Raw genomic sequence first — 22,146 nt, forward strand, 5'->3', positions numbered from 1 at the left:
AGGCGCCCTCACCCGGGGTAGCGCTCTATTCACCGAACAATTAGTAACCTTTGGAAAACTTCTTCCCCAATCAACGATGGACAAGTGCAGGCGAGCCCGAATTGGGCGTGGGCATCGTGACTGAGACCAGTAAAGGCCGTGTAAAGCTACACTTTCCCATCGCCGACGAGGTAAGGCAGTACACCGTGGAGAATGCTCCCCTGCGCAGAGTGGTTTTCAAACCCGGCGATGCCATTGCCGACAAGGACAAGCGTCCATTGGTGGTGGAGCGTGTGGAAGCGGACGGGCACCTATTTATCTATATCGGTCAGGGCAGGCAGCTGTCGGAGGCCGACCTTGGTGATGTGTCTGTTAAGCACGGCGTAGACGACCGCCTTTTTATGGGGGATGTCGATACACCCGAACTATTTGCCTTGCGCAGGAAGACGCTTTACTACGACCACAACCGCAGAATTTCGCCCATCAATGGGTTTGTCGGGGGGCGGATTGACCTGATACCTCATCAATTGTACATCGCCCATGAGGTGAGCGCACGGCACGCCCCCCGGGTGCTGCTGTCGGACCAGGTTGGGCTCGGAAAAACCATCGAAGCCTGTTTGATTTTGCACCGGCTGCTGCTGACCGGGCGTATTTCCAGGGTGCTGATTCTCGTGCCCGACTCACTGGTTCACCAGTGGTTTGTGGAAATGCTCAGGCGGTTTAATCTATGGTTCCATATTTACGACGAAGTGCGCTGTGCTTCACTCGATGGCGGTGCCCCCGATGGCAACCCGTTTCTCGACGACCAGTTGATTATTTGCAGCACGTCTTTCTTAGCTGGTTCGCAAGTGCGGGCCAGTCAGGCGCTTTCTGCCGGTTGGGACATGCTGGTGGTAGATGAAGCCCACCATTTGGAATGGTCGGTGGACAAAGTCAGCCCTGAATATGGCATTGTGGAGCTTTTGAGCCGGGTAGCAAAAGGACTACTGCTTTTGACGGCCACACCGGAGCAATTGGGCGTAGAAAGCCATTTCGCACGGCTTCGGTTGTTGGATCCAGACAGGTACTCTGACTACGACACCTTCAAAAATGAATCGCAGGACTATAAAGCGATTGCCAATGTAGTAGAAGCACTCTCTTCAGGAAAACCCTTGCAGGCGGCCAATACGCAGTTGCTAGAATCGATGTTTGGCAAGGAAAGGATAGCAGCCCTTGCCAAAGGCGGAGAGGTGGCAAAGTACAACCTTATCGAAGATTTGCTCGACCAACACGGGCCGGGCAGGGTGGTCTTTCGAAATACCCGGTCGGCAATGAGCGGATTCCCAAAGAGAATAGCGCATCTTGTGCCTATCAAGGCGACTGAGCAGCCTGACTTGTGGGCACAGCGGTTGTCGCAGGAATACGCCCTCGACTCAGAGACATCAGCGACTGATGGCCCATTGCAAAAATTTTGGTTTGAAGAAGACCCCAGGGTGGGCTGGCTGGTGAAGCTGATGAAGAAGCTGAAGCCTGCAAAAGCAGTGCTGATTTGCCGGAGCAAAGAAAAAGTGCTGGCCCTGGAGGAGGCTATTGGGAAGCTCAGCGGCATCAAAGTGGGCGTTTTCCACGAAGACCTCACCATTGTGCAGCGAGACCGCAATGCGGCCTGGTTTGCCGAACCCGATGGTGCCCGCTTGCTCATGTGTTCTGAAATAGGCAGCGAAGGACGAAATTTTCAATTTGCCCATCACCTCATTTTGTTCGATTTACCGGCGCACCCAGAGTTGCTGGAGCAAAGGATCGGACGATTGGATCGGATAGGGCAAACGGAAGACATCCAGATTCATGTGCCTTACCTGACGGGCAGCCCACAGGAAGTGCTTGTGAGGTGGTTTCATGAAGGGCTCAATGCCTTTGAAGAAAACCTGGAAGGTGGCAACCAGCTGGCGCAGTTATTTGGCGAGCGGTTGAAGGAAGCCACACAGTCGGTTGGGTCACCTGAGGCAGACAGACACCTGGCATCCCTTATTACTGACACGGCTGCCTTCCAACAAGACCTCAAAAAAATGCTCGCCAATGGCCGGGATCGATTGCTCGAGATGAACTCTTTTCGACCGGCTGTGGCCAAAAAACTGGTGGAACAAATCGGAGAAGCAGACCTCGATACAAGTCTGGAGAAGTACATGGTGCAGGTTTTTCACCATTTTTCTATTGATATGGAAGACCTCGGCCCCCGCACCTATTTGCTGCAGCCTACCCAGGCCAACAAATACAAATTCCCATCGCTGCCCGATGAGGGCATCTCCGTCACGTTCGACCGGAAGCGTGCGCTGGCCAGGGAAGACATGAGCTTCATTAGCTGGGACCATCCCATGGCCACAGGCGCCATGGATCTGGTGCTCAGCGATGGTGCAGGAGCAGCCAGCTACGGCGTGCTTCGGGGCACAGGAGAGTCGGCCATTCTTTTGGAAGTGCTCTTTGTGCTGGAAACATCGGGTGGGAAAAACATCCATGTCGACCGCTTTCTGCCTGCCACTCCGCTTAGGGTAGTGGTTGACCATAGTGGTGAGGATGTAACCGACGACTACCCTACTGAACTGTTCGATCAGCAGCTGAGGCCCGGCCAAATTGACGACATGCTGGAAAATGATACGTTGGTAGATGTCATTCTCCCGAATATGCTCAAGGCCGCAACAGCCCTGGCGGAAGAGCTCCGGGCCGACGAAATCTTAAACGGCCTGCAGCAAATGAGGCTAACCATGGACCATGAAATCGGGCGACTGACGGCACTTCATGCCAAAAACGAGAATGTGAGGCCAGAGGAAATCGAGCTGGCCCTCGAAGAACGGGCCAAGCTTTCGTCGCTCATCAAAGATGCCCGCATCAGAATGGATGCTGTGCAGCTGGTGAGGGAGGGGGATTGATTTTTATTGCTGCAATGGCTTACCCCAATAGTTCTGGTGTCCGCCTGGATTCGTCATATTTGAGCGTCTCGCTTTCATTCTCAAGCAGGTTGCCGTACGGTAGGGATGAGTTAGTATTTACTGGTAGCGGCGAGACGCCGAAATGATCAGCCCACAAGCAGACTCGGCTGTTGCACAACCACGAACGCTTGCACTTACGGGATTGGGGCAAAAAGTCAACCTCAAGCCATTCCTTAATCATCTTTCAAGCTAACTATATTGCCATGTGTAGGATCAACCTTCCCGTTCAACATGTCCAAATACAATTGTCGCAATTTCTCCGGTCCAATATATTCGTTAATCGAAATGACGGATTGAATAGAAGTTATGAATTGTTGCCAGGCTACCTCAACATTTTGTTGAAATCCTGTTAACCCCCATGCTTTCTGTCGTTTTTCCGCATGCGTAGGGGCAAAGAAAAATTCTCCCTTTTGGGCTAATGGGGTTTCACCTTCCAGATTTTGCCAATCAACAAGCCCCACAAGACAATTATAAGCCAGTTTATCGCCCAATAACGTTTGTAGCTGGAATTGGATGTTGTGATTGCCTGCAAAGTCTATTACCACGAATTTCTCGTCGGCATTCAAATGAGAAATTTCATCATAACTTATCGTTTGATCATACCAGCCCAACTGCCTTACAAATGCTATGTTCCTTTTAGAAGTAAGTCCCACCAGCTTGAAATTTAAGGCATTTTCTTTTTTTCGATGAGCTAACAGGTAGGCTAAAGCTTGCGCTGTTTTGCTTGAGGCACTTGTAATGAGTATATATGTGGCCTTGTAGAAATTCTGTTCTGCTAAATGATCGTCAATCAAAAAGGAAGTGACAAACAAAGGGCGAAATATGGAAATCAACTCTTCAGTTTCCAGAGTGAACGTTGGGTCATGTTCTACATTGGTATAAAAATTATAGACTTGTGGGAGCGCTTGTCTGTGTTCAGTAGTATCCACAAAACCCTTACCGCTAACACTATTAATGGTGACCAATAAGTGAGAACTCATGGGATAGTATCCATAAAATCGCTGACCTACTTGCACATCCGGATGGTTAGAAATGACAACATTGGCCAGCCCCCAAACTGGAATGATTCCGTAGCCAGATTGAGTTGGGAAAAATTTCCAATAGCTCATTTTCTCTCCTACCACACCATAGGTGATATTATTTGAGGTAAATGAAAACTTGTCAATTTCTAAAAGAACCTGATTTGTTGATAGTTCATCAGAATAGGTTTTTTCTACAAGCTTGGCTTGTTGCAGATCATCAGTTTTCACTACAAAGTCTAAAGCATTGGTAATTGCCATGTTGAATTGAGTTCCTTCACTGTCTTTATATCTGCAAAATAAAAACTATCGACAACCTATCGAAAAATGTGGCCAACACCCCTCAATAGTTCAAGCGTCCGCTCGGACTCATTACCCTTGAGCGTCCGCTTTCATACTCAAAATAGCTCACCTGTAGATAGGGATGGGTTAGTATCTACGGATAGCGGCGGGACGCCGAAATGATCAGCCCGCAAGCGGACGCTTGGGAAATGGGAGTCGGAGCCTTTTAGCTAGGTCAGACGACAGTTTGTTGCATTTTTTTCCAGCCTTGCTAATAATTGCCGAAGGTTGGGCTTTATGGTACTTGTTGCAACATCCAGATATAGCTCGTACCTAGGCCTATCAACTATCTGGAAGCGCTCATCAGCTTCAAATGACACCATAATAAATGCTCACTTGTTACCTTTCTTAATTTCAAGCCGCTCCTCCACAAGCTTTAAAATTTTTGAGGCCGTCTTGAAAGCTTGTTGGATATCTTTTTTCTCGTAAAAATCATCGACTTTTGCTAAGCCTGCCAAATGAATTTTATTGCGCCTATCTCTCAGTTCTTCTACTTCTTCAAAAAGCTCATCGTCAAGAATTCTAGCTCGTTTGCAAGCTCTGTTTATTTCTATGAAGCTTGTATTAGTCTTGAGGTTTGTTGGCTTTTTCCTTAGATGAATTCCACAAATCTCCATTCCATCATCAGTCTTGAACAAAATTTTCTTGTTTGAGTAGACTTCTTCTTTAGTCAATATTTTCTCACTGTCTAGTAGCTTTCTTTTGATCAAAGTATCCAATAAGTGATGCAAAGATCCCTCTATTATTGAGGCAGTGTTTAGAACTATGTTTTTGAAAATAGAATAAGAGACCGGGCCTTGAAGGGTAACTTCCTCCTCTAGAGTAATTAAGAAAATGACATACTGAAATGAAATTGAGATGTTAGTTCTCAATATCTTATTGTCAATGAACCTGAACCTTTCTTCAAGAAATTCAATCTCTGGAATATTCTGTTCAAGCTTATCTTTTAGGTTTTCCATCCTTCGAATTAAGGAGTTCACTTAGCGAACCATAACCCTTATCTTTAAGGTAGTTGCCAAGTTTCTTATCAGAGCGGACACCAAAATCTTTACCATACTTTTTCTCAATGGTTCCCATCTTTGTATCACTTCTCTTTTTCCTAAAAGACTGCCTTTTGCTCATATATCAAATATATTCAATACTCCCTACTTTGTAAAGCATTTTAGTTTGATAAAAATTCAACTTAAACAGACTTCAGCTAGCACTCAGCCTTGGTACGCACTGGCATAACCGGGTAGGTGTTAAGCGCATAACAAGGGGTCGGTTAAGGGCATAACCGAAAACGAATAAGCGCCATACATAAGGCGGTAAAGGGCATAACTGGAAACACTCCTCCCTGGCACCTATTTCGATTTTTTAACCAAATCATTATATTTGCCTCAGCTTCGGTGCAAACTGAGGGACTTTCAAACATGATCAGATAATTTTTCACTTCTTCCTGTGGCGCAAATGGCTTCCTGAACTGATCAGGCAAGCGCATTCCCGCCACTCCCATTACATCAGGTTTCCGATCCGGGTTATTCCTTGTTTATGATAACATGGATGCCGCTTTGCTTCAGCGTGTGACCTTATCCCTTGCGGAGCATAGCACAATCCGGAAATCATTACAACCTGATGCGCCAGTTTCAATAACGGCCGTTCAACTATTTTTTCATTCAAACTGATATTCCATGCGAAAAATAATATACCACGTAGCCTCCACGCTCGACGGCTACATTGCCCACAAAGACGGCACCACTCAGGGTTTCCTTGAAGAAGGAGAACACGTTTCCGACTACCTGGAAAGCCTGAGGGAGTACGACACCGTGATCATGGGCAGGCACACTTACGAATATGGCTACAACTTCGGCCTGAATCCCGGGCAACCCGCCTACCCTCACATGATGCACTACATTTTCTCCAGTTCGCTGAATTTTGCGCAGCCACATGAGCAGGTGCAAGTGGTTAGCGATAACCCAATCGATTTTCTGCAGGAACTTAAGGAGACGGTTGGGTCGCCGATTTACCTCTGTGGTGGTGGGCAGTTTGCTGGTTTTCTGCTCGGCCACAAGCTCATAGATGAGGTTAAGGTCAAGCTGAATCCTGTGCTTTTTGGGGAGGGTATCAAGCTCTTCGAAGGCTCTGAGGAAACATACCACCTTCGTGAGTTGAATTCCATTGTATATAAGGGTGGCGTCTTTCTTTTGAACTATGAAATAGACTACCTGTAACCATTTGTTAAACACCACCGAAGTCAGCACCACGGCAGCATTTTAACCTGTTTATGCCGTGGTGTTTTTTTTTGCAAAACCAGGCATGCTTCACCTACCTATTCCACTCCTCCAATCTCTTCATACAACTTACCTGTCGCCCATTTGAGTTCTCCCAGGGAGCGGTTGTATTTCGCTTCAAGCTCGATCAGCTTGATCTGGCCCAGCAGCTTTTTGTTTTCCCGGCTGTTGACAAGAAAAATGGAGCTCTCCCCATTCTCGAATTTGGTGAGCTCCGCCTGCAGCATGCGCTCGTAGTTGACCTGGATCTGCCTCTGCTGATCAATCATGTCGTCCAGCGTATACACCTTGTTGTAGCTCTGGTGGATTTTGTTGATCACTTCCCTGTTCTTCTGCGTGATCTTCAGGTCATACTCCTGCTGCTTTATCTTGACAATTTTAAGCTTCGCCCTCTCCTTTCTTAAAAGCAGCGGAAAGATAAAATCTACCCCTAGCTTGTAATTGTTGTCGTAGTTGGCGATCTCCAGATCATTCTGCCCGGCAAACAACATATTGTAATTGACATCAATCACAGGCTTCAGCTGATCGCTGCTCAGTCTCCTGTCCAGCTCAAGCACACTGCTTTCTATGTTTAGCTTTTTCAGGTCAGGGTGGTTGGCCAAAGCCCAGTCGAGGTAGCTATCCAGATCCTGGGAAATGGTGCTGTCTTGATGAAAAGGTCGCAGTGCCACTACGTCGAGGCTATCGGCCCAAACAAAGTTTTGCATGAGCAGGGTGCTGTTTTGCAGGTTGAGCTCCGCCTCCCTGAGTTCGTTGGTCCATTGCTGCACTTGTATCAGCATTTCCACACTATCGATCGTGGCATTTTCTCCACTAATGGCGCCTTGCCTGATCCCCTCAAACCTCTGCCTGATCAGCCTCAGGTTGGTTTGCATGGCCTCCCTCTTTTTGTGGTTTTCGTACCACCACCAGTAGGCATAGTTAGCATCCAGAAAAAGATTGTTGAGCACATTGTTCGCCTCGTTTTCGAAGGCCAGTGCCTCATATTTACCCTTCTGAAGCCCAATGGTTCGCTCGTTTCGGATCAAACCCTGCCCCACGGGCACCGAAACACCTGCATAGTAGAGGCCGTCCATAGGCACCGTATTTTCAGGACTGAGGTACAGGCCCTTGTTCCGCTCATAACCCGCCTTCAGGTCTACGTTGAGCAACGTGGGCACCTGCACGTAGGTGTTCCAAATGTCGTAGTAGTTCTTTCCGTCAAAGTTTTTCCGGCTGAAATCAGACACAAGCTTCGGATCGAAAGCTCCCCTGGCCTGATTGACGGCCAGGCTTCCCCGTGTATTGAGCAGCGTGGCCTGTCTGGCAATAGGATGATACTTGTTCACCAGTTCGTAAAACTCTTCCAGGCTCAGCCAGCCTCCATCTGCAGGCTGAGACCACGCCAGGTGTGCAACAGACAAAAGCGCTAATATGATAAATAACCTCAGTTGTCTCATTTTGATTTTTTGTCGGGATTGTAGGCTGCCTCTTCTTTGTAGAAATCGGGAGGAAACCCATTCAAATTCCTCCATAGCTCGTACCAAACCGGCACTTTTTTAAGCAGGGCTATGCCATAGGTGCCCGAGCCCAGCCGCAGCAACTGCGGCCACTCTGCAGTATTGGGGTCGGGGGCAACAAGCACCCGAAACTGCCCGTTGGGGCTGGCAGCCCTGTCGTAAGCCACAATCCTGCCAGAATAGGTGCCAAAAGACATGCCTGGCCACCCGTTGAAAACAAGGGCCGGCCATCCGTCGAATTGCAGCTGCACCTTACGCCCCTCTTCAATCAATGGCAGGTCAATTGGCCGCACATACATTTCTACTGCGAGGTCGTAGTTGACGGGAATGAAGCTAAAAACAGCCTCTCCTTCTTTCACCGTTTCCCCAATACCGGTGATCCTTGCCTTCGTCACATAACCATCCTGAGGAGCGGTGATGTAATAAAACCCAGACCTCTTTGTGTAACTGGACTGCTGTATCGAGAGCTTATTGAAGTCGCCTTCAGCTTGCAAAGCGTCAGAAAGTGCAGACATGCGGTCGGATTTAGCTTTCGCAATTTTTTCCGAAAACTCATTTCGTACGACACTTAAATTAAGCTTTGCATTGATGAATTCATTCTTGCTGGCCAGCCACTTGTTCTCTATCGAAATCTTCTTGTACAAAGCTTCCTGGAGTTTCTGCTTTCTCTGTTCCAGCTCCGTCAAAGATTTCAGGCCCTGGTCGTACAGCGTCTGTTGACGGTCAAACTGCTTTTGTGCTATTTCATAATTGACCAGTGCCGTTTCAAAATCGATGCTGTCCGATAGCACTTTCAGTCTCGACTGATTGAAGTAGTTTTCTGCCTGCTCTGTTTTCAATATTTGGTTTTTCTCCAGGGCCGCAATTTGCTCTGCCAGCGCCTGGGCTTTGCTCACATAGGTATCAATAGACGCCTTTTTTGCATCCGTTTGATTAGTCGATCGCTCAATAAGCATGGGGTCCAAATATTCTGATTTCACTTCCGAAATAAATACGATAGTGTCCCCTTTCGTCACAAGTTGCCCCTCACGAACAAACCAGTTTTCTATTCGTCCGGTAATCATCGAATGGATGTTTTGTTCCCTGTTTTCGGGGCGGAGTGTAGTGAGTTTACCCCGGGCCCTGATGTTCTGTGTCCAGGGGAAAAACAACATCACCAGAAAAACAAAGAGAAGCGCCGACAGCAGGAAGACCAACTTCCGGGAGGCCGACGTTTCCATCACGTCCTGATAGGCCGATTGATCCTTAAGGATCTCTTCACGGTTGATCGAATTATTTGAAATATTTAACATTGGTCTACTTCTTTTTAGGCTTCGTCGCTTTAGCCCTGGTTTCTATGTCCACTATTTTTCCGTACTCCATGGTAACTACTTTATCACATTTTGAAAGCATGAGTGGATCGTTGGTAACTGCCAATAATGTCCATTTAGACTCAGGATCCGTCAGTATTGAACTGATATGCTTCCGGTCTTCAAAGTCCAGCCCATGCATCGTGTGATCCATCACAATCAGCTTAGGTTTCTCTGAAATGGTCCGAGCCAGGATAATTTTCTGTCTGGTGCTCGTCGACAGCCCCTGGCCTTCAGGTTGAATCATGGTACTGAGCCCCTTGGGAAGTGACCTGAAATACTCCCCAAGACCAACCTCTTCTATGGCCCAAAGCATGTCCTCAAGGTTGATGCCTTCCTTCCCAACAGTGATATTTTCCTCCAGTGTGCCGTAGAAAAGATCCTGCATACCCAGGTTGTCGCCAATAAAAGAGCGAAAACTCATAATGTTGATGTCGCCCAGCGGTATGCCGTTGAAGTGGATCGACCCGCTATAGTCATTGTACAAACCTGAGAGCAACGCCAGTAATGTGGATTTACCCGATTGATTGACTCCTGTAATGCACACTTTTTCGCCCACGCCGACTTTTAGGTCTACTCCCTCCACGGCAGGTCTGTCAGTACCCGGAAACTGGTAAGTAAGCCCTGTTACTTCCAGAGAAATTCCCTTTCCTTTTGCTATTTCATTCAGGTCAATTCCTTCGTTGCTCTCCAACTCTATGTCTGTTACCTGCCCTAGCTTTTCCAGCCCTGTAAGTACATCATACACCGTTTCCATGCTGAGAATCAGTTTCTCAGATGAGTTAAGTACCAAAAGAATGATGATTTCAGAAGCAACAAATTGCCCGAGGTTGATCTCCTGATTGATAACCAGAATACTGCCCAGAATTAGAATGCCGCATGTAACAATTGTTTTGAAGGCCACAATATTTGAAAACTGCAGAATGAGGATATTAAAATGCTGCTTTCTGAACTTGAGATAGTTGCTTACATAGTAGTTCATTTTATCGATGGGCAGGCTGGTCTTTCCGGCCAGCTTGAAAGTGCCCATCACCCTGGCCAACTCTTCAAGCCAATGGGCTACCTGGTACTTGTACTTCGATTCCATTATACTGGTCTTTAGCCCTCTGGACCCTGTAACAAGAAAAATGAGGGACATCAGCCCAATGAGTACAATGCCAAAGAAAACGAAGAAAGGGTGGTAAAAAGACAATAGAATCAACCCAAAGAAAATCTGTAGTACCGACGTGGAGGCGTCTATCAGGATCTTGGGAAGTCCCTTTTGAACGTTCAGTGTATCAAAAAAACGGTTCATCAGTTCCGGTGGGTAAAAACCGGAGATGGCTTCCATTTTGAACCTGGGAATCCGGTAGGCAAACTCGAAAGACGCCCGTGTGAAAATGCGCCGCTGTAGCAATTCAGTTAGCGACAATTGGAGAATCTGAATGATACCGGCGGTGGCCACACCCAGCACAACGATAAATATCAGCAGCCCCCAGGAAGAGGAGAATTCAGCACTGGTGACAAAACCGATGATCGCCTGAACACCAAGTGGCAGAGAAAGGTTGATCAGGCCATAGAAAATTGCATAGGCGTAAATGACGAAAATTTCTCTTTTGTCCAACGACAGCATCCTGAACAAACGCTTGACTGGCGATAATTTTGGTTCATCACCCGCATGCTTATTTTCTATATTGAGACCGTCGCTATTCATTTTTTGTATTTTTTACTTCAACAGTTTAGAAATCAATGAGTCAATAAAATGGTAAACCTGAATCTCAACACTTTCTTGACTGTCCCTCCTAATTTCTGTGAGGGAAGGTAAATGCAAAGCGAAAAAGGCTTGCTGATGAGATGCCTCCAGAATTGTGCTGGCTACGGCATGTGGGTACTCAAAGGAAGGACTAATCGCCGAAATGGTCACAGCGATTTTGTGACAAAGCGATTTGAACCCCATGAAGAGCCCCTGATTATTGATCTCGTCTACTTTTTTTGTAAGGTATGTTTTGTCTGACTCGCTGACCACCACGTGCCTCAGACAAACTGTGTTTACGCCTGGCAAATCCATGCTCAGGTTACCCTGGTCCGCATGACAAAGAATTTTGATGATTTCCTTCAGCTTGAGTGCTTTATCCTGGATATGGTGCGTTTGGTAGTCGATCATATATTCCAGCCAGGCCCAATACCAGGACGTGAGGTATACCAACAGTTTCAATTTGTTTTCAAAATACCGGTAAATGGAAGCTTCAGTCGACCCAATGCTTTCTGCCAGCTTTTTGAAAGTAAACTCTTCAAATCCCAGCTGGTCAAGCAATTCGATGCTCGCTGAAATGATTTTTCTCCCTAGCTCAGTAGACTGGGGATCTTTACTATAATACCTCTCTCCAATTTGGATAGTAATCACTGACATGTACAAAAGTAAGATTATCCGTATCGATAGTATTACTATTACGAATAAAACTCCGAATTGTTTAATTATTTGCGAAAAAAATCTTTGGCACTTTTTCGTAAAATGTCGTGACGCTTCTATTTCGCAGGAACCATAGCTGATTAAAATGGTTTTACTTTAAAGCAATACCTAAATTCATCTATGGAACTGATAGAAAGGCCATCTATTCAACTGGTAGATTCATTTCAGCAGGTAAGAACACAGTCGGAAAAACTTTGCGAGCCACTCCAAACGGAAGACTTTGTCGTTCAGCCGGTTGTGGACGTGAGCCCACCCAAATGGCACCTGGGTCACACCACCTGGTTTTTCGAAACCTTCATCCTGCAACCCTATGTAAAAGGCTACCAGCTCTTTAATGACAGCTATAATTTTGTTTTCAATAGCTATTATGAGTCCGTAGGGAAGCGGGTGGTGCGAACCGACAGAGGGAATCTCTCAAGGCCAACGGTGGCCGATGTATTCGCCTACAGAAAACATGTGGATGCGCACATGCTGGCCTGGCTGGAAAACAGCGAAAGCATACCGGAGCGGGCTGCCACCCTTCTGGCGCTTGGCCTCAATCATGAACAGCAGCATCAGGAGTTGCTCCTAACGGACATTAAGTACATTCTGGGTAACAATCCGCTGCAACCACTGTACAGGCCATCGGCGGCTGAAAAATCGACTGCTGCCAATGACGTGTCTTTTTCTGAGGTACAGGAGGGCATGCACACCATTGGCTACCAGGAAGAGGGCTTCCACTTCGACAATGAAAAAGGCGTGCACAAGGTTTTCCTTCACCCCTTCGCCATTCGCAACAGCCTTGTTACCTGCGGCGAATACCTGGAGTTCATCAGAGCAGGCGGCTATCAGAACTTCCGGTTCTGGCTGTCGGACGGATGGGCCTGGGTAAATACTGAAAAGGCAGAGGCGCCTATGTACTGGCACAAAATGGATGGTGTTTGGCACCAATACACACTCGGCGGGCTTCAGCCAATCGACCCCTCAGTTCCTGTCACACACATTAATTATTATGAGGCAGAAGCTTTTGCCCGCTGGGCTGGACTAAGGCTGCCTACTGAGTTTGAGTGGGAGGCCGCATCTCGTCGGCTAAGTCCTTCGGCTCCCTCCACCTCCAATTTTGTTGAAAGCGAGCGCTATCACCCGGTAGCACAAAAGCCGGGCAACTTACAGCTATTTGGGGATGCCTGGGAGTGGACTCAAAGTGCCTACCTGCCCTACCCGTATTTTAAAACTGAAGAAGGCGCTGTGGGAGAATACAACGGGAAATTTATGGTCAACCAAATGGTGCTGCGAGGTGGATCCTGTGCTACACCTGCCAACCACATCAGGGCCACTTATCGTAATTTCTTTCAGGCAAATTTACGCTGGCAGTTTACAGGCATCAGGCTCGCCAAACACATCTAAACCATCTATGGAAAAAGAACTTAATGAGGAAGTATTGCTTCCAACCGACACCTTTGCGTCCGAAATAGATGCGGGTCTCTCGGCAAACCCGAAGGCCATTTCCTCCAGGTATTTCTACGATGCAGAAGGAGACAGGCTGTTTCAAAAAATTATGCAACTGGATGAGTACTATCTCTCCAGGGCTGAGTATGCCATATTTAAAGAACACAAAGAGCTGCTTCTTCAATATTTTGCCGACCAGAGAACTGCCTTTCATTTAATGGAATTTGGCGCTGGGGACGGGTGGAAGACCAAGGTGCTGCTGCGTCACTTCATAGAGCAACACGCAAAATTCGACTACCGGCCCATCGACATATCAGGCAATGTACTTCAGGAATTGGAAAGCTCTCTCAAAACGGAGCTCCCTTCTTTGCAGGTACAAGGCATGGAAGGCGAATATTTCGAAGTGCTGAACCAAATGCAAAAGACCGACGGGCAAAGAAAGGTAGTGCTATTTCTGGGGTCGAATATTGGCAACTTCAGGCAGCACCAAGCCATCAGTTTCCTTTCTTCGCTCAGAGCAAGTCTGAACCAAGGCGACATGGTACTTATAGGCTTTGATATGAAGAAGGATCCGCACGTGATCCGAAACGCTTACGACGATGCCAGCGGAGTTACGAGAGATTTCAATATGAATCTGCTCAAAAGGCTCAACATAGAGCTCGGTGCTAATTTTGATTTGACAAAATTCAAACACTATCAGTCGTACGATCCCCAGTCTGGTGAATGCAGGAGCTATTTAATCAGCCTTGCCGAACAAGAAGTGACCATGCAGGCGATAGGGGTCAGCTACTATTTCAAAAAATGGGAGCCCATTCATGTGGAGATTTCCAGGAAGTTTGATTTCGAAACAATTAACGAATTGGCTGCCAGCAGTGGGTTTGGTGTCGTAAAAAACCTCCAGGACACGGATGAATATTTCACTGATTCCCTGTGGGTGGCTACCTGATAGTTTACCGGAGAAAATCCTTTGCGTTTAATTAACACTGGTCTATCTTTGCACTCCCAATAAAGGTTTTAATGCGCAAGTGGTGAAATTGGTATACACGCTACTTTGAGGGGGTAGTGGGCGTTAGCCCGTGGGGGTTCGAATCCCCCTTTGCGCACTTCTTTTCTATCTTCCCAAAACTTTTTTATTTCCACCAAAATCACTCATATTTGTGTAACAAATAACACACTGATTATTAGTGAAATGAGCCTAAACATAGCCCTCCTAAAAAAAATCTGCGAGACACCAGGTGCCCCAGGATACGAAAAAAAGGTCAGAGACCTGGTAATTAAAGAAGTTGCGCCTTTAGTCGATACTTTGGAGGTAGATAACCTTGGGAATATTATTTGCATAAAAAAGGCTAGAAATAACAAGGACAATAAAAAGGTAATGGTTGCCGCACACATGGACGAAATAGGCTTTATTGTGAAGCATATTGACGATGCAGGCTTCCTTCGCTTTCACACGCTCGGCGGCTTCGATCCAAAGACACTGACTGCCCAAAGAGTTATCGTTCACGGCAGGAAAGACCTTGTAGGCGTGATGGGCACCAAGCCCGTGCACGTAATGAGCGCTGAAGAAAAAAAGAAGCTCCCGGAGACCACCGATTTCTTCATCGACATGGGAATGACCAAAGACGAAGTGGTCAAATATATCAGCATTGGAGATACGGTTACCAGAGAGAGAGAACTGATAGAAATGGGAAACTGCGTCAACTGCAAGTCTATTGACAACCGAATTTCGGTCTTCATTTTGATTGAAACTCTCAGAAACATCAAGGATTTTCCTCACGACATCTATGGAGTGTTCACTGTGCAGGAGGAAGTTGGCCTTCGGGGTGCACAGGTGGCTGCGCACACCATTAACCCTGATTTTGGTCTGGCTCTCGACACCACCATTGCCTTCGACGTGCCAGGAGCGCAAGCGCATGAAAAAGTGACGGAACTTTCGAAAGGGGCAGCCATCAAAATCATGGATTCTTCTGCTATCTGCGACTACCGAATGGTGGACTACCTGAAAAAGACAGCTGATAAAAATAAAATAAAATGGCAACCTGAAATTCTTACTGCGGGCGGCACCGACACGGCCTATGTGCAGAGAATGGGTAAAAACGGCGCTATTTCAGGCGCTATTTCCATCCCTACCCGCCATTTGCATCAGGTAATTGAAATGGCCCACAAAGAAGACGTACAATCGTGCATTAATTTGCTCTCTTCTGCGTTATCAGAGTTAGACCAGTACAACTGGAGCCACTAACATGAAAAAACTGCTTGTTCTGCTGCTTTTGACAATTGGTATTGTACTTGGCAGCTTTGCTCAGCAACCTGCCACTCTTCAAATTACCGGGAGTCTACTCGACAAAGAAAGCCTGGATCCGCTACCGTTTGCCACCGTGCTTGTGAAAGGCTCTTTCCACGGCACTATCACCAGCTCTCAAGGGCTTTTTACCTTGCTCGTCCACCCCACCGACACCGTGCAGTTTTCAATGGTGGGTTACAAAACCTCCGAGCTCATCATTCCTGCAGGCATGAAAGAAAATCGCTATGCGCTGCTAGAGCTGATGGAAAAGTCGACTGTAGTGCTCAAAGAGCTTAAAGTGTATCCGTGGCCAAGTGCCTCACAATTCCATTCTGCCTTCCTTGGCGTTACCCTCCCACCAACCGAGCAGGACAAAACCGATATGATGCAGAAAGAGCTCGAGGCCACGATGAGAAACTCCTATGAGTCGGAAAAATACTACGACGAGCAGCTGAGGAACCGGCAAATCTATCAGCTGACAGGTCAAATCCCCCCAAATCATTTTCTTGACCCGGTAAGGTGGCTGGACTTTATAGAAGAGTTGCGAGCGAAAAATAAAAAATAATTGAAGCGCAGATCGGCGAAACACCGACGCCAAGTCTGGATTCATTCGTCAAATGCTGGTACATTGTGGGTACTAAATGGCTTTGCTGTGAATACTACCCAATCCTCCATTCAGTTTCGTCTAATTAAACCAAGTGAGCTGGCAGTAGCCACAGCGCTGCTGGAACAGGCCTCACTTGTTGTTTCGGACATTTCGGAAAAAGTGAAGTTATTTGGCCTTTTTAGCGACAATAGCCTACTGGCACTGGCAGGTCTTGAGGTATTTGGAAACGAGGCACTGCTGCGCTCAGTTTGTGTGCCTGCACAGGAAAAAGCAAAAGGGTATGGACAGCAGATAATAAGGACCCTCGAAAATGATGCAGCGAGGAACGGAATCACTGATCTGTATTTGCTTACCACTACAGCCAGCAAATTTTTTGAGAGAATAGGATATAAAGTGGCCGACCGGAATACTGCGTCCGATGCGATAAAAAATACTTCCGAATTTTCAGATTTATGCCCCTCCACAGCTGTTTTTATGCATAAAACATTGTGTTTCTAGTCTGAAGACGATAACTAATCGTATTTCTCATGGGGAATCCGCCGAAATTAGCTAAATAAGCATATTGATTTCTCATTCTTTCTATGTTGAGCCAATTGCCCAAAAGCCTACTCATCTTTCTTCTCATATTTGCTTGCGGTTGCAAAAGCCTTCGCTTGCCATCTTCCGTTAAAATTCTGAAAGGCCCGACCATGCCAACCGGCATATTTGAGATGGGCTATGCAACCGATGGAAAAATTATCTTTTCTATTGGTGGAACCACTTTTTTAGGCAGAGGAAGGCAACCTGTCGGTGAAGTCTATTTGTTTTCGCCATTTGCCGGAGGGTGGGAAAAGGCTCATTTCAACGACAAACCACTTGTAAAAGGGCACACCAACAGCGTGTACCTGCCAGATTTCAATATTATAGTTTCTACCGGCTTCACTGACATCCAGAAAGGTGACTTTTACACTTTCCCCCTGGAAATTCTTGACCTTAGAGACTATCATGTCGACTACCTGCGAAGCAATCCCCATTGGGCTCAGGGAAGCCAGATAGTTCACTGGAATAGTAAAGCCTATGTTTTTGGGGGGATAGCCTTCGAGGAAGACGGATCCACCCATTTCTCAAATCGGATGCTTAGCTACAATCCTGCCTCCGGTGAATGGGAAGACCTGGCGCCGATGCCTTCCACACGAGTCACCTACGGAGCCGTCGTTGGCAATAGCCTGTATACTTTCGGTGGTTTTGATAACGAACACACATACGCAGACATATGGCGCTACGATTTTGAAGGAGACTTTTGGGAAACCGTGGGATACTTGCCCTATGCTGCCAGCCATTTCTCCGTTGCAGCAAAATATCCCTACATATTCCTTTCTAACGTAGGGCAGGAAAACAACATTATCGGCCGGATAGACATCAGAGACGGCACATTCAAAGAATTTGAAACCTGGATGACCATCGTGTCGCCAGGCTCCGCTATCATAGGCGATTATTTGTACATTTTCGGAGGTACGTGGGACGATGGGCGAACAGCCAGTAACAAAACCTTCAAAATATCATTGACCGAGTTGATGGTGCCGGAGTAATAGCCTGCATATATCGTGGCCAATGAAAACAATTCCACCCTTTATTATCTCTCAGCGCAAATAAGTTTACCTTCTGCGTAAAAATTAAGGAACCCTGTAATTATAGCTCAAGAGCCAATACCTATTACCCAAACCAAATCAACCTAATGCCCCACCTTCAGTCGGATCTTCAGGCGCAATATATGTCGCTGGTAAAAGAGAATGCCGGCATTATCTATAAGGTCATACGACTCTATATTGATAATACTGAAGACCAAAAGGACCTGTACCAGGAGATTGTTCTCCAGGCTTGGCATTCCTTTACGAGGTTCGACGGGCGTTCAAAATTTTCTACCTGGCTATACAAGGTGAGCCTCAATACAGTGCTCACGTTCAGGAGAAAAAACAGCAGAATACCTACTGATGATTTAGAGAAGGCATCAGGCTACGCATTGCCTGGTGACAAAAATGATGATACAGAAATGCTCATGATGGCCATCAAATCGCTTGGAGAAACGGATCGGGCAATCGTTTCTCTCCATCTGGATGGCTACGAAAATGAGGAAATAGCCGAGATCACCGGTTTGACTAAGAATCATGTGGCCGTCAAACTCCACAGGATCAAGCAGCAATTGACCAAAAAATTAAACGGCTAAGGGTATGGACTTGAAAAAAACATGGGATAAAATGCAAATGGACCAGTTCTCCATGGGGATACTGAACGACAAGGATATTCTGGAAGCCATGCACAAAAAATCGCACGGCCCGGTTCAGAAAATTCAAACAGGATTTACCGTCAAGCTGGCTTTCATTGTCGCATTTACATTTATTTTCCTTTATATCGGCATCAAAATAAAAGAGCCTCTGGTGAGCGGCCTGCAGTTTTTTATGGCAGGCGTTTATTTCACTGCTTTCTTCCTATTCTTAAGCCAGAACAAACGAATTAAGGCGGGCATTCCCATGGACGAAGGCCTGCTAACCAACCTAAAAAACTACCATGCATTTGTGAGTAAAGTGCTGCGACAGGAAGAAAGGATCGCACTCTTTATCTATCCTGTGGCTCTTACTGCAGGCTTTCTTCTGGGCTTTACGACTCAGGCAACCCTTGATGAGTTTTTCGAAAGTCGCACGGCCATTATTTTGCTTATCGCTTGCTGGATAGTGCTGACCCCACTCAGCCACCTGCTGGCCCGATGGATGAACAAGGTGTCCTTCGGCAAATACCTGAATGAGTTGGAGTCACATATTGCCGAGCTCGAAAAAGAGTAGCACTCTTCATCGCACACTAAATCTCCTCCAGGTACCTGTGCACAAAGCTGATGGCCATGGCCCCCTCTCCTACGGCTGACGCCACCCTGTTCATCGCATTCATGCGCACGTCGCCGGCAGCAAAAATGCCCGGTTGGCAAGTCTCCAGCGCAAAGGGCTCTCTTGCTTGTTTCCACTTCTTTTTAAAATCAGGAAACTGCACCAAATCACGACCTGTGGCAATAAACCCCTTGTCATTTTTGATGATAAGATCACCCAACCATTCTGTGTAAGGCTTGGCACCAATGAAAATAAAGATCGCCCTTGCTTCGACTTTGTTTTTCTGGCCGTTCGAAATATTGGATAGCTCAAGATGGGTAAGCCGCTCATTCTCACCAAAAGCTTCTGTGACCTCAGTGCATGGCACCAGTTCAATGTTTGGTGTTGCGTTGATCTGATCGATAAGGTAAGATGACATGGTGGAAGTAAGGTCTTCCTTGCGAACAACAATGAATACTTTTCTGGCAAATCTTGAAAGATACATGGCGCCCTGCCCGGCAGAGTTGCCTCCGCCTACCACAAACACATCGCCGTCTTTGCATGCTGCAGCTTCGGTGGTGGCAGCTCCGTAATAAACCCCCGCTCCGGTGAATTGCTCCAGCCCTTTGGTGTCCAGCTTGCGATAGTCCACACCGGTAGTAATCACCACACTCTTCGCATGGATGACGCTTCCATTGGTCAGTGTGATAATTTTGTAGGGATCTTTCACCTCCACCTTATTCACTGCTTGTGGAGATAAAAACTCAACCCCAAACCGGGTGGCTTGTGTTATTGCTCTCCTTGACAGGTCAGCTCCGCTCAGCCCGCTTGGGAAGCCGAGGTAGTTCTCGATTCTCGAGCTGGTACCCGCCTGCCCGCCTGGGGCACGTCGCTCTACCAGCAGGGTTTTCAAGCCCTCGGAGCCGCCGTAAACCCCGGCTGCGAGACCGGCCGGCCCGGCGCCTATGATCACCACATCGTACAGCTCTTCCTTGGCCCGGGGATTCAGGCCGATGCTTTCAGCCAAAGTTTCGGCTGTTACTCCCTTCAGCACAGCGCCATTATCCAAAACCACGGCGGGGAAATCCTTTGCCACCAAAGCATGCAGCGCAATAAGCTCTTTGGCTTTCTCATTGGTTTCCACATCCAGCCATTGGAAGGGAAACAGGTTGCCGGAAAGAAAATCCTTCAGAGAGTGGGTTTTAGGGCTGAATTGGTACCCAAGAATCCTCAATCCGTCAAAATCCGGGATATAGCCCGCTTGCCACTCGTCCAGAAGGTCGTTGAGGATCGGAAAGAGCTTTTCTTCAGGTGGATCCCACGGCTTCATCAGGTAGTAGTCGAGCTGCACATCATTGATGGCCTTGATGGCTGCGTCGGTGTCGGAATAGGCAGTTAACAACACTCGCTTTGCTTCAGGAAAAATTACCCTGGCCTTTTCAAGAAAAGCTACGCCCTCCATTTCGGGCATGCGCTGGTCGGAGATAAACAAGGCCACTTCCTCCCCTGCCTTTTTGATATCCAGCAGTACCTCCAGCCCTTCATTTGCCGACTCGGTATTCATAATCCTGTAGTCGTCACGAAACTCGTTGCGCAAATCTCTGCGTATCGCTTTTAGCACTTGCGGGTCGTCATCAACCGAAAAAATAACTGGCTTCTTCATTGGTTACTTGTCTTTCAATGGGATACATACGGTAAAAATAGTTTCACCCGGACGGGAGGCGGCCTTTAGTGTACCATTGTGTTGTTCAACAATATTTTTGGCTATTTCAAGCCCCAGCCCCGAGCCCTTTCCCACCTCTTTGGTAGTGAAAAATGGGTCGAAAATCTTGCCTAAAAGGTCTGGAGGAATACCAGGGCCGTTATCGATGATATGCACTTTCACAAACTCTCCATCCTTTACCGACTGCACTGTTAGCATCGGCGAAGGCACTCCTTCCAGCGCATCAATGGCGTTGTCGATAATATTTGTCCACACCTGATTCATTTCTCCAGCCAGCAAATTAATTGGAGGAATACCCGAAGCCACGTCGATGGCCAACGAAATATTGGCTTTCCTGATTTTGTGGTCAAGCATCGTCAGCGTATCCTTGATGCCAATGTGGATATTGGTCGGGGCTTTGTCGTGCCCCCTGTCCATGTGGGAATACGATTTCACCGACTGTACCAGCTTGGAAATGCGAGTGGAGGCCTCGTTGATATCGCCAACCATGCGTTCGGTGGTCAATACATTGTCGAGCCAGAACAGCACAGGCAGAAGCTCTTTTTCTGGAATATACTCCCTAACCATATCCAGTTCCTTGGGCCCTATTCCATATTCGATAAAGTTTTCTGCAAGGTCGTCTCCCCCTTCCAGGTCATTGTCGTCGAACCAGTCCAGAATTTCTTCTTCTTGTTTATTTCTCTCTCTCAATCCCAGGTTTTGACGCCCCGCTTTGGCTTTTTCATAAAGAATTGCATTCACAGCATCTACTTGCTCCTCTTCAAGCTTCATCGATATCACCTGCTTGAACCTTTCAGGGGTGTAGGCCAGGTGCTTTTTGAGTTCATCGGAACTTCTGACTATAGCTGCGGCAGGGTTGTTAAGCTCATGAGCGAGGCCTGCAGAGAGCTTACCAAGGGCCATCATCTTTTCATTTTGCCGCTGCATAGAAGTAAACTCCCTCACCCTGGAGGTCATTTCGTGCACAAGCTTCTCAGTCAAATCATAGTGTGTGCACACAAGCTCTTTTAACTTTTCTCGGGAAGTAAGGAGCACAGTGGTTGGTTGAACCACTTCTGCATAACCAACCGCCGTTTTTAACCTGGAAAAAGGCAGCAGCCCGCTTATATCTGGCGGCTCAAGCTCAAAAAGCTCCCTCTTTTGGTTGTTTTGTATAGCGTAGGCCCTTGCCTTTCCCGAAAGGAGAATCATCATATGATCGGCAGCATCGCCCTTTTTAAATAAGAACTCTCCTTCCTGGAAGTCACGGCATTCAGAATTGTCGATCAGCCACTGCAACTGATTATCCGAAACCCCCTGGAGGCTAGGGTTCTCCTGTAGTGCTTTTAATAAATCCATATTGATAAATGATGGTTCGAAAGACACCTTTGGCATTGAAGAAGGTTTGAGGCTTCCTCCAA

At 47.1% G+C, this 22,146-nt stretch carries 18 protein-coding genes and 1 tRNA gene; 11 read left to right on the forward strand and 8 right to left on the reverse strand.

Going from position 1 to position 22,146, the window contains the following annotated elements:
- The first annotated feature begins 50 nt into the window (after positions 1–50).
- Positions 51–2,882, forward strand: coding sequence for an RNA polymerase-associated protein RapA (gene rapA / locus RT717_RS20560; RefSeq protein WP_317488232.1), 2,832 nt, complete (start codon positions 51–53; stop codon positions 2,880–2,882).
- Between the two features lie 233 nt (positions 2,883–3,115).
- Here the strand turns inward: rapA and RT717_RS20565 are convergent, their stop codons facing one another.
- Together RT717_RS20565 and RT717_RS20570 are read right to left on the reverse strand one after the other, a co-directional pair.
- Complete coding sequence (locus RT717_RS20565; protein ID WP_317488233.1) at positions 3,116–4,222, reverse strand: DUF2855 family protein; 1,107 nt, start codon at positions 4,220–4,222, stop codon at positions 3,116–3,118.
- Between the two features lie 413 nt (positions 4,223–4,635).
- Complete coding sequence (locus RT717_RS20570) at positions 4,636–5,262, reverse strand: hypothetical protein (protein WP_317488234.1); 627 nt, start codon at positions 5,260–5,262, stop codon at positions 4,636–4,638.
- A 711-nt stretch (positions 5,263–5,973) separates the two neighbouring features.
- Here RT717_RS20570 and RT717_RS20575 point away from each other — a divergent pair.
- Complete coding sequence (locus tag RT717_RS20575) at positions 5,974–6,513, forward strand: dihydrofolate reductase family protein (RefSeq protein ID WP_317488235.1); 540 nt, start codon at positions 5,974–5,976, stop codon at positions 6,511–6,513.
- Between the two features lie 98 nt (positions 6,514–6,611).
- Here RT717_RS20575 and RT717_RS20580 read toward each other — a convergent pair whose 3' ends face one another.
- The 4 genes from RT717_RS20580 to RT717_RS20595 are packed head-to-tail and all read right to left on the reverse strand — an operon-like array spanning position 6,612 to position 11,810.
- A complete protein-coding gene (locus tag RT717_RS20580; protein WP_317488236.1) occupies positions 6,612–8,012 on the reverse strand; it encodes a TolC family protein in 1,401 nt (466 codons plus the stop codon).
- Positions 8,009–9,364: an HlyD family secretion protein gene (locus RT717_RS20585; RefSeq protein WP_317488237.1), complete on the reverse strand. Its 1,356-nt coding sequence runs from the start codon at positions 9,362–9,364 to the stop codon at positions 8,009–8,011. The genes RT717_RS20580 and RT717_RS20585 overlap by 4 nt, the downstream gene beginning before the upstream one ends.
- Before the next feature lie 4 nt (positions 9,365–9,368).
- The gene (locus RT717_RS20590) at positions 9,369–11,114 is read right to left on the reverse strand and encodes a peptidase domain-containing ABC transporter (RefSeq protein ID WP_317488238.1); all 1,746 of its coding nucleotides are present in this window, start codon (positions 11,112–11,114) and stop codon (positions 9,369–9,371) included.
- Between the two features lie 12 nt (positions 11,115–11,126).
- Positions 11,127–11,810, reverse strand: coding sequence for a TetR/AcrR family transcriptional regulator (locus RT717_RS20595; RefSeq protein WP_317488239.1), 684 nt, complete (start codon positions 11,808–11,810; stop codon positions 11,127–11,129).
- A 180-nt stretch (positions 11,811–11,990) separates the two neighbouring features.
- On the opposite strand from RT717_RS20595, the gene egtB reads away from it, so the two are divergent.
- The 9 genes from egtB (at position 11,991) to RT717_RS20640 (ending at position 19,005) form a co-directional block, all read left to right on the forward strand.
- On the forward strand, positions 11,991–13,256 hold the full coding sequence (gene egtB / locus RT717_RS20600; protein ID WP_317488240.1) for an ergothioneine biosynthesis protein EgtB: 1,266 nt from the start codon (positions 11,991–11,993) through the stop codon (positions 13,254–13,256).
- A 7-nt stretch (positions 13,257–13,263) separates the two neighbouring features.
- A complete protein-coding gene (locus RT717_RS20605) occupies positions 13,264–14,244 on the forward strand; it encodes an L-histidine N(alpha)-methyltransferase (RefSeq protein WP_317488241.1) in 981 nt (326 codons plus the stop codon).
- A 73-nt stretch (positions 14,245–14,317) separates the two neighbouring features.
- Positions 14,318–14,401: transfer RNA gene (locus RT717_RS20610), tRNA-Leu, on the forward strand.
- An 86-nt stretch (positions 14,402–14,487) separates the two neighbouring features.
- Positions 14,488–15,540 (forward strand): M42 family metallopeptidase, encoded by a 1,053-nt coding sequence (locus tag RT717_RS20615; protein ID WP_317488242.1) that lies wholly within the window; start codon positions 14,488–14,490, stop codon positions 15,538–15,540.
- A gap of 1 nt (position 15,541) precedes the next feature.
- Positions 15,542–16,147 (forward strand): carboxypeptidase-like regulatory domain-containing protein, encoded by a 606-nt coding sequence (locus tag RT717_RS20620; RefSeq protein ID WP_317488243.1) that lies wholly within the window; start codon positions 15,542–15,544, stop codon positions 16,145–16,147.
- An 87-nt stretch (positions 16,148–16,234) separates the two neighbouring features.
- Positions 16,235–16,687 (forward strand): arsenic resistance N-acetyltransferase ArsN2, encoded by a 453-nt coding sequence (gene arsN2 / locus RT717_RS20625; RefSeq protein WP_317488244.1) that lies wholly within the window; start codon positions 16,235–16,237, stop codon positions 16,685–16,687.
- Positions 16,688–16,842: 155 nt separating this feature from the next.
- The gene (locus RT717_RS20630) at positions 16,843–17,757 is read left to right on the forward strand and encodes a Kelch repeat-containing protein (protein WP_317488245.1); all 915 of its coding nucleotides are present in this window, start codon (positions 16,843–16,845) and stop codon (positions 17,755–17,757) included.
- 146 nt (positions 17,758–17,903) lie between these two features.
- Positions 17,904–18,392: an RNA polymerase sigma factor gene (locus tag RT717_RS20635; protein WP_152000067.1), complete on the forward strand. Its 489-nt coding sequence runs from the start codon at positions 17,904–17,906 to the stop codon at positions 18,390–18,392.
- A gap of 4 nt (positions 18,393–18,396) precedes the next feature.
- Complete coding sequence (locus RT717_RS20640) at positions 18,397–19,005, forward strand: hypothetical protein (RefSeq protein WP_317488246.1); 609 nt, start codon at positions 18,397–18,399, stop codon at positions 19,003–19,005.
- A 16-nt stretch (positions 19,006–19,021) separates the two neighbouring features.
- On the opposite strand, the gene RT717_RS20645 is transcribed toward RT717_RS20640, so the two are convergent.
- Together RT717_RS20645 and RT717_RS20650 are read right to left on the reverse strand one after the other, a co-directional pair.
- The gene (locus RT717_RS20645; protein ID WP_317488247.1) at positions 19,022–20,686 is read right to left on the reverse strand and encodes an FAD-dependent oxidoreductase; all 1,665 of its coding nucleotides are present in this window, start codon (positions 20,684–20,686) and stop codon (positions 19,022–19,024) included.
- A gap of 3 nt (positions 20,687–20,689) precedes the next feature.
- On the reverse strand, positions 20,690–22,120 hold the full coding sequence (locus tag RT717_RS20650; protein WP_317488248.1) for an ATP-binding protein: 1,431 nt from the start codon (positions 22,118–22,120) through the stop codon (positions 20,690–20,692).
- Positions 22,121–22,146: the final 26 nt, after the last annotated feature.

This window comes from Imperialibacter roseus (assembly GCF_032999765.1).
Classification (GTDB): Bacteria; Bacteroidota; Bacteroidia; order Cytophagales; family Cyclobacteriaceae; genus Imperialibacter; species Imperialibacter roseus.

Bases quoted from the DNA above. Each gene is read 5' to 3' on its own strand.
- RT717_RS20565 (WP_317488233.1), bottom strand. From the start codon at position 4,222: ATGGCAATTACCAATGCTTTAGACTTTGTAGTGAAAACTGATGATCTG.
- RT717_RS20595 (WP_317488239.1), bottom strand. From the start codon at position 11,810: ATGTCAGTGATTACTATCCAAATTGGAGAGAGGTATTATAGTAAAGAT.
- RT717_RS20645 (WP_317488247.1), bottom strand. From the start codon at position 20,686: ATGAAGAAGCCAGTTATTTTTTCGGTTGATGACGACCCGCAAGTGCTA.
- RT717_RS20590 (WP_317488238.1), bottom strand. From the start codon at position 11,114: ATGAATAGCGACGGTCTCAATATAGAAAATAAGCATGCGGGTGATGAA.
- RT717_RS20635 (WP_152000067.1), top strand. From the start codon at position 17,904: ATGCCCCACCTTCAGTCGGATCTTCAGGCGCAATATATGTCGCTGGTA.
- RT717_RS20615 (WP_317488242.1), top strand. From the start codon at position 14,488: ATGAGCCTAAACATAGCCCTCCTAAAAAAAATCTGCGAGACACCAGGT.
- RT717_RS20575 (WP_317488235.1), top strand. From the start codon at position 5,974: ATGCGAAAAATAATATACCACGTAGCCTCCACGCTCGACGGCTACATT.
- RT717_RS20640 (WP_317488246.1), top strand. From the start codon at position 18,397: ATGGACTTGAAAAAAACATGGGATAAAATGCAAATGGACCAGTTCTCC.
- RT717_RS20570 (WP_317488234.1), bottom strand. From the start codon at position 5,262: ATGGAAAACCTAAAAGATAAGCTTGAACAGAATATTCCAGAGATTGAA.
- RT717_RS20650 (WP_317488248.1), bottom strand. From the start codon at position 22,120: ATGCCAAAGGTGTCTTTCGAACCATCATTTATCAATATGGATTTATTA.
- RT717_RS20605 (WP_317488241.1), top strand. From the start codon at position 13,264: ATGGAAAAAGAACTTAATGAGGAAGTATTGCTTCCAACCGACACCTTT.
- RT717_RS20585 (WP_317488237.1), bottom strand. From the start codon at position 9,364: ATGTTAAATATTTCAAATAATTCGATCAACCGTGAAGAGATCCTTAAG.
- RT717_RS20580 (WP_317488236.1), bottom strand. From the start codon at position 8,012: ATGAGACAACTGAGGTTATTTATCATATTAGCGCTTTTGTCTGTTGCA.
- egtB (WP_317488240.1), top strand. From the start codon at position 11,991: ATGGAACTGATAGAAAGGCCATCTATTCAACTGGTAGATTCATTTCAG.
- RT717_RS20620 (WP_317488243.1), top strand. From the start codon at position 15,542: ATGAAAAAACTGCTTGTTCTGCTGCTTTTGACAATTGGTATTGTACTT.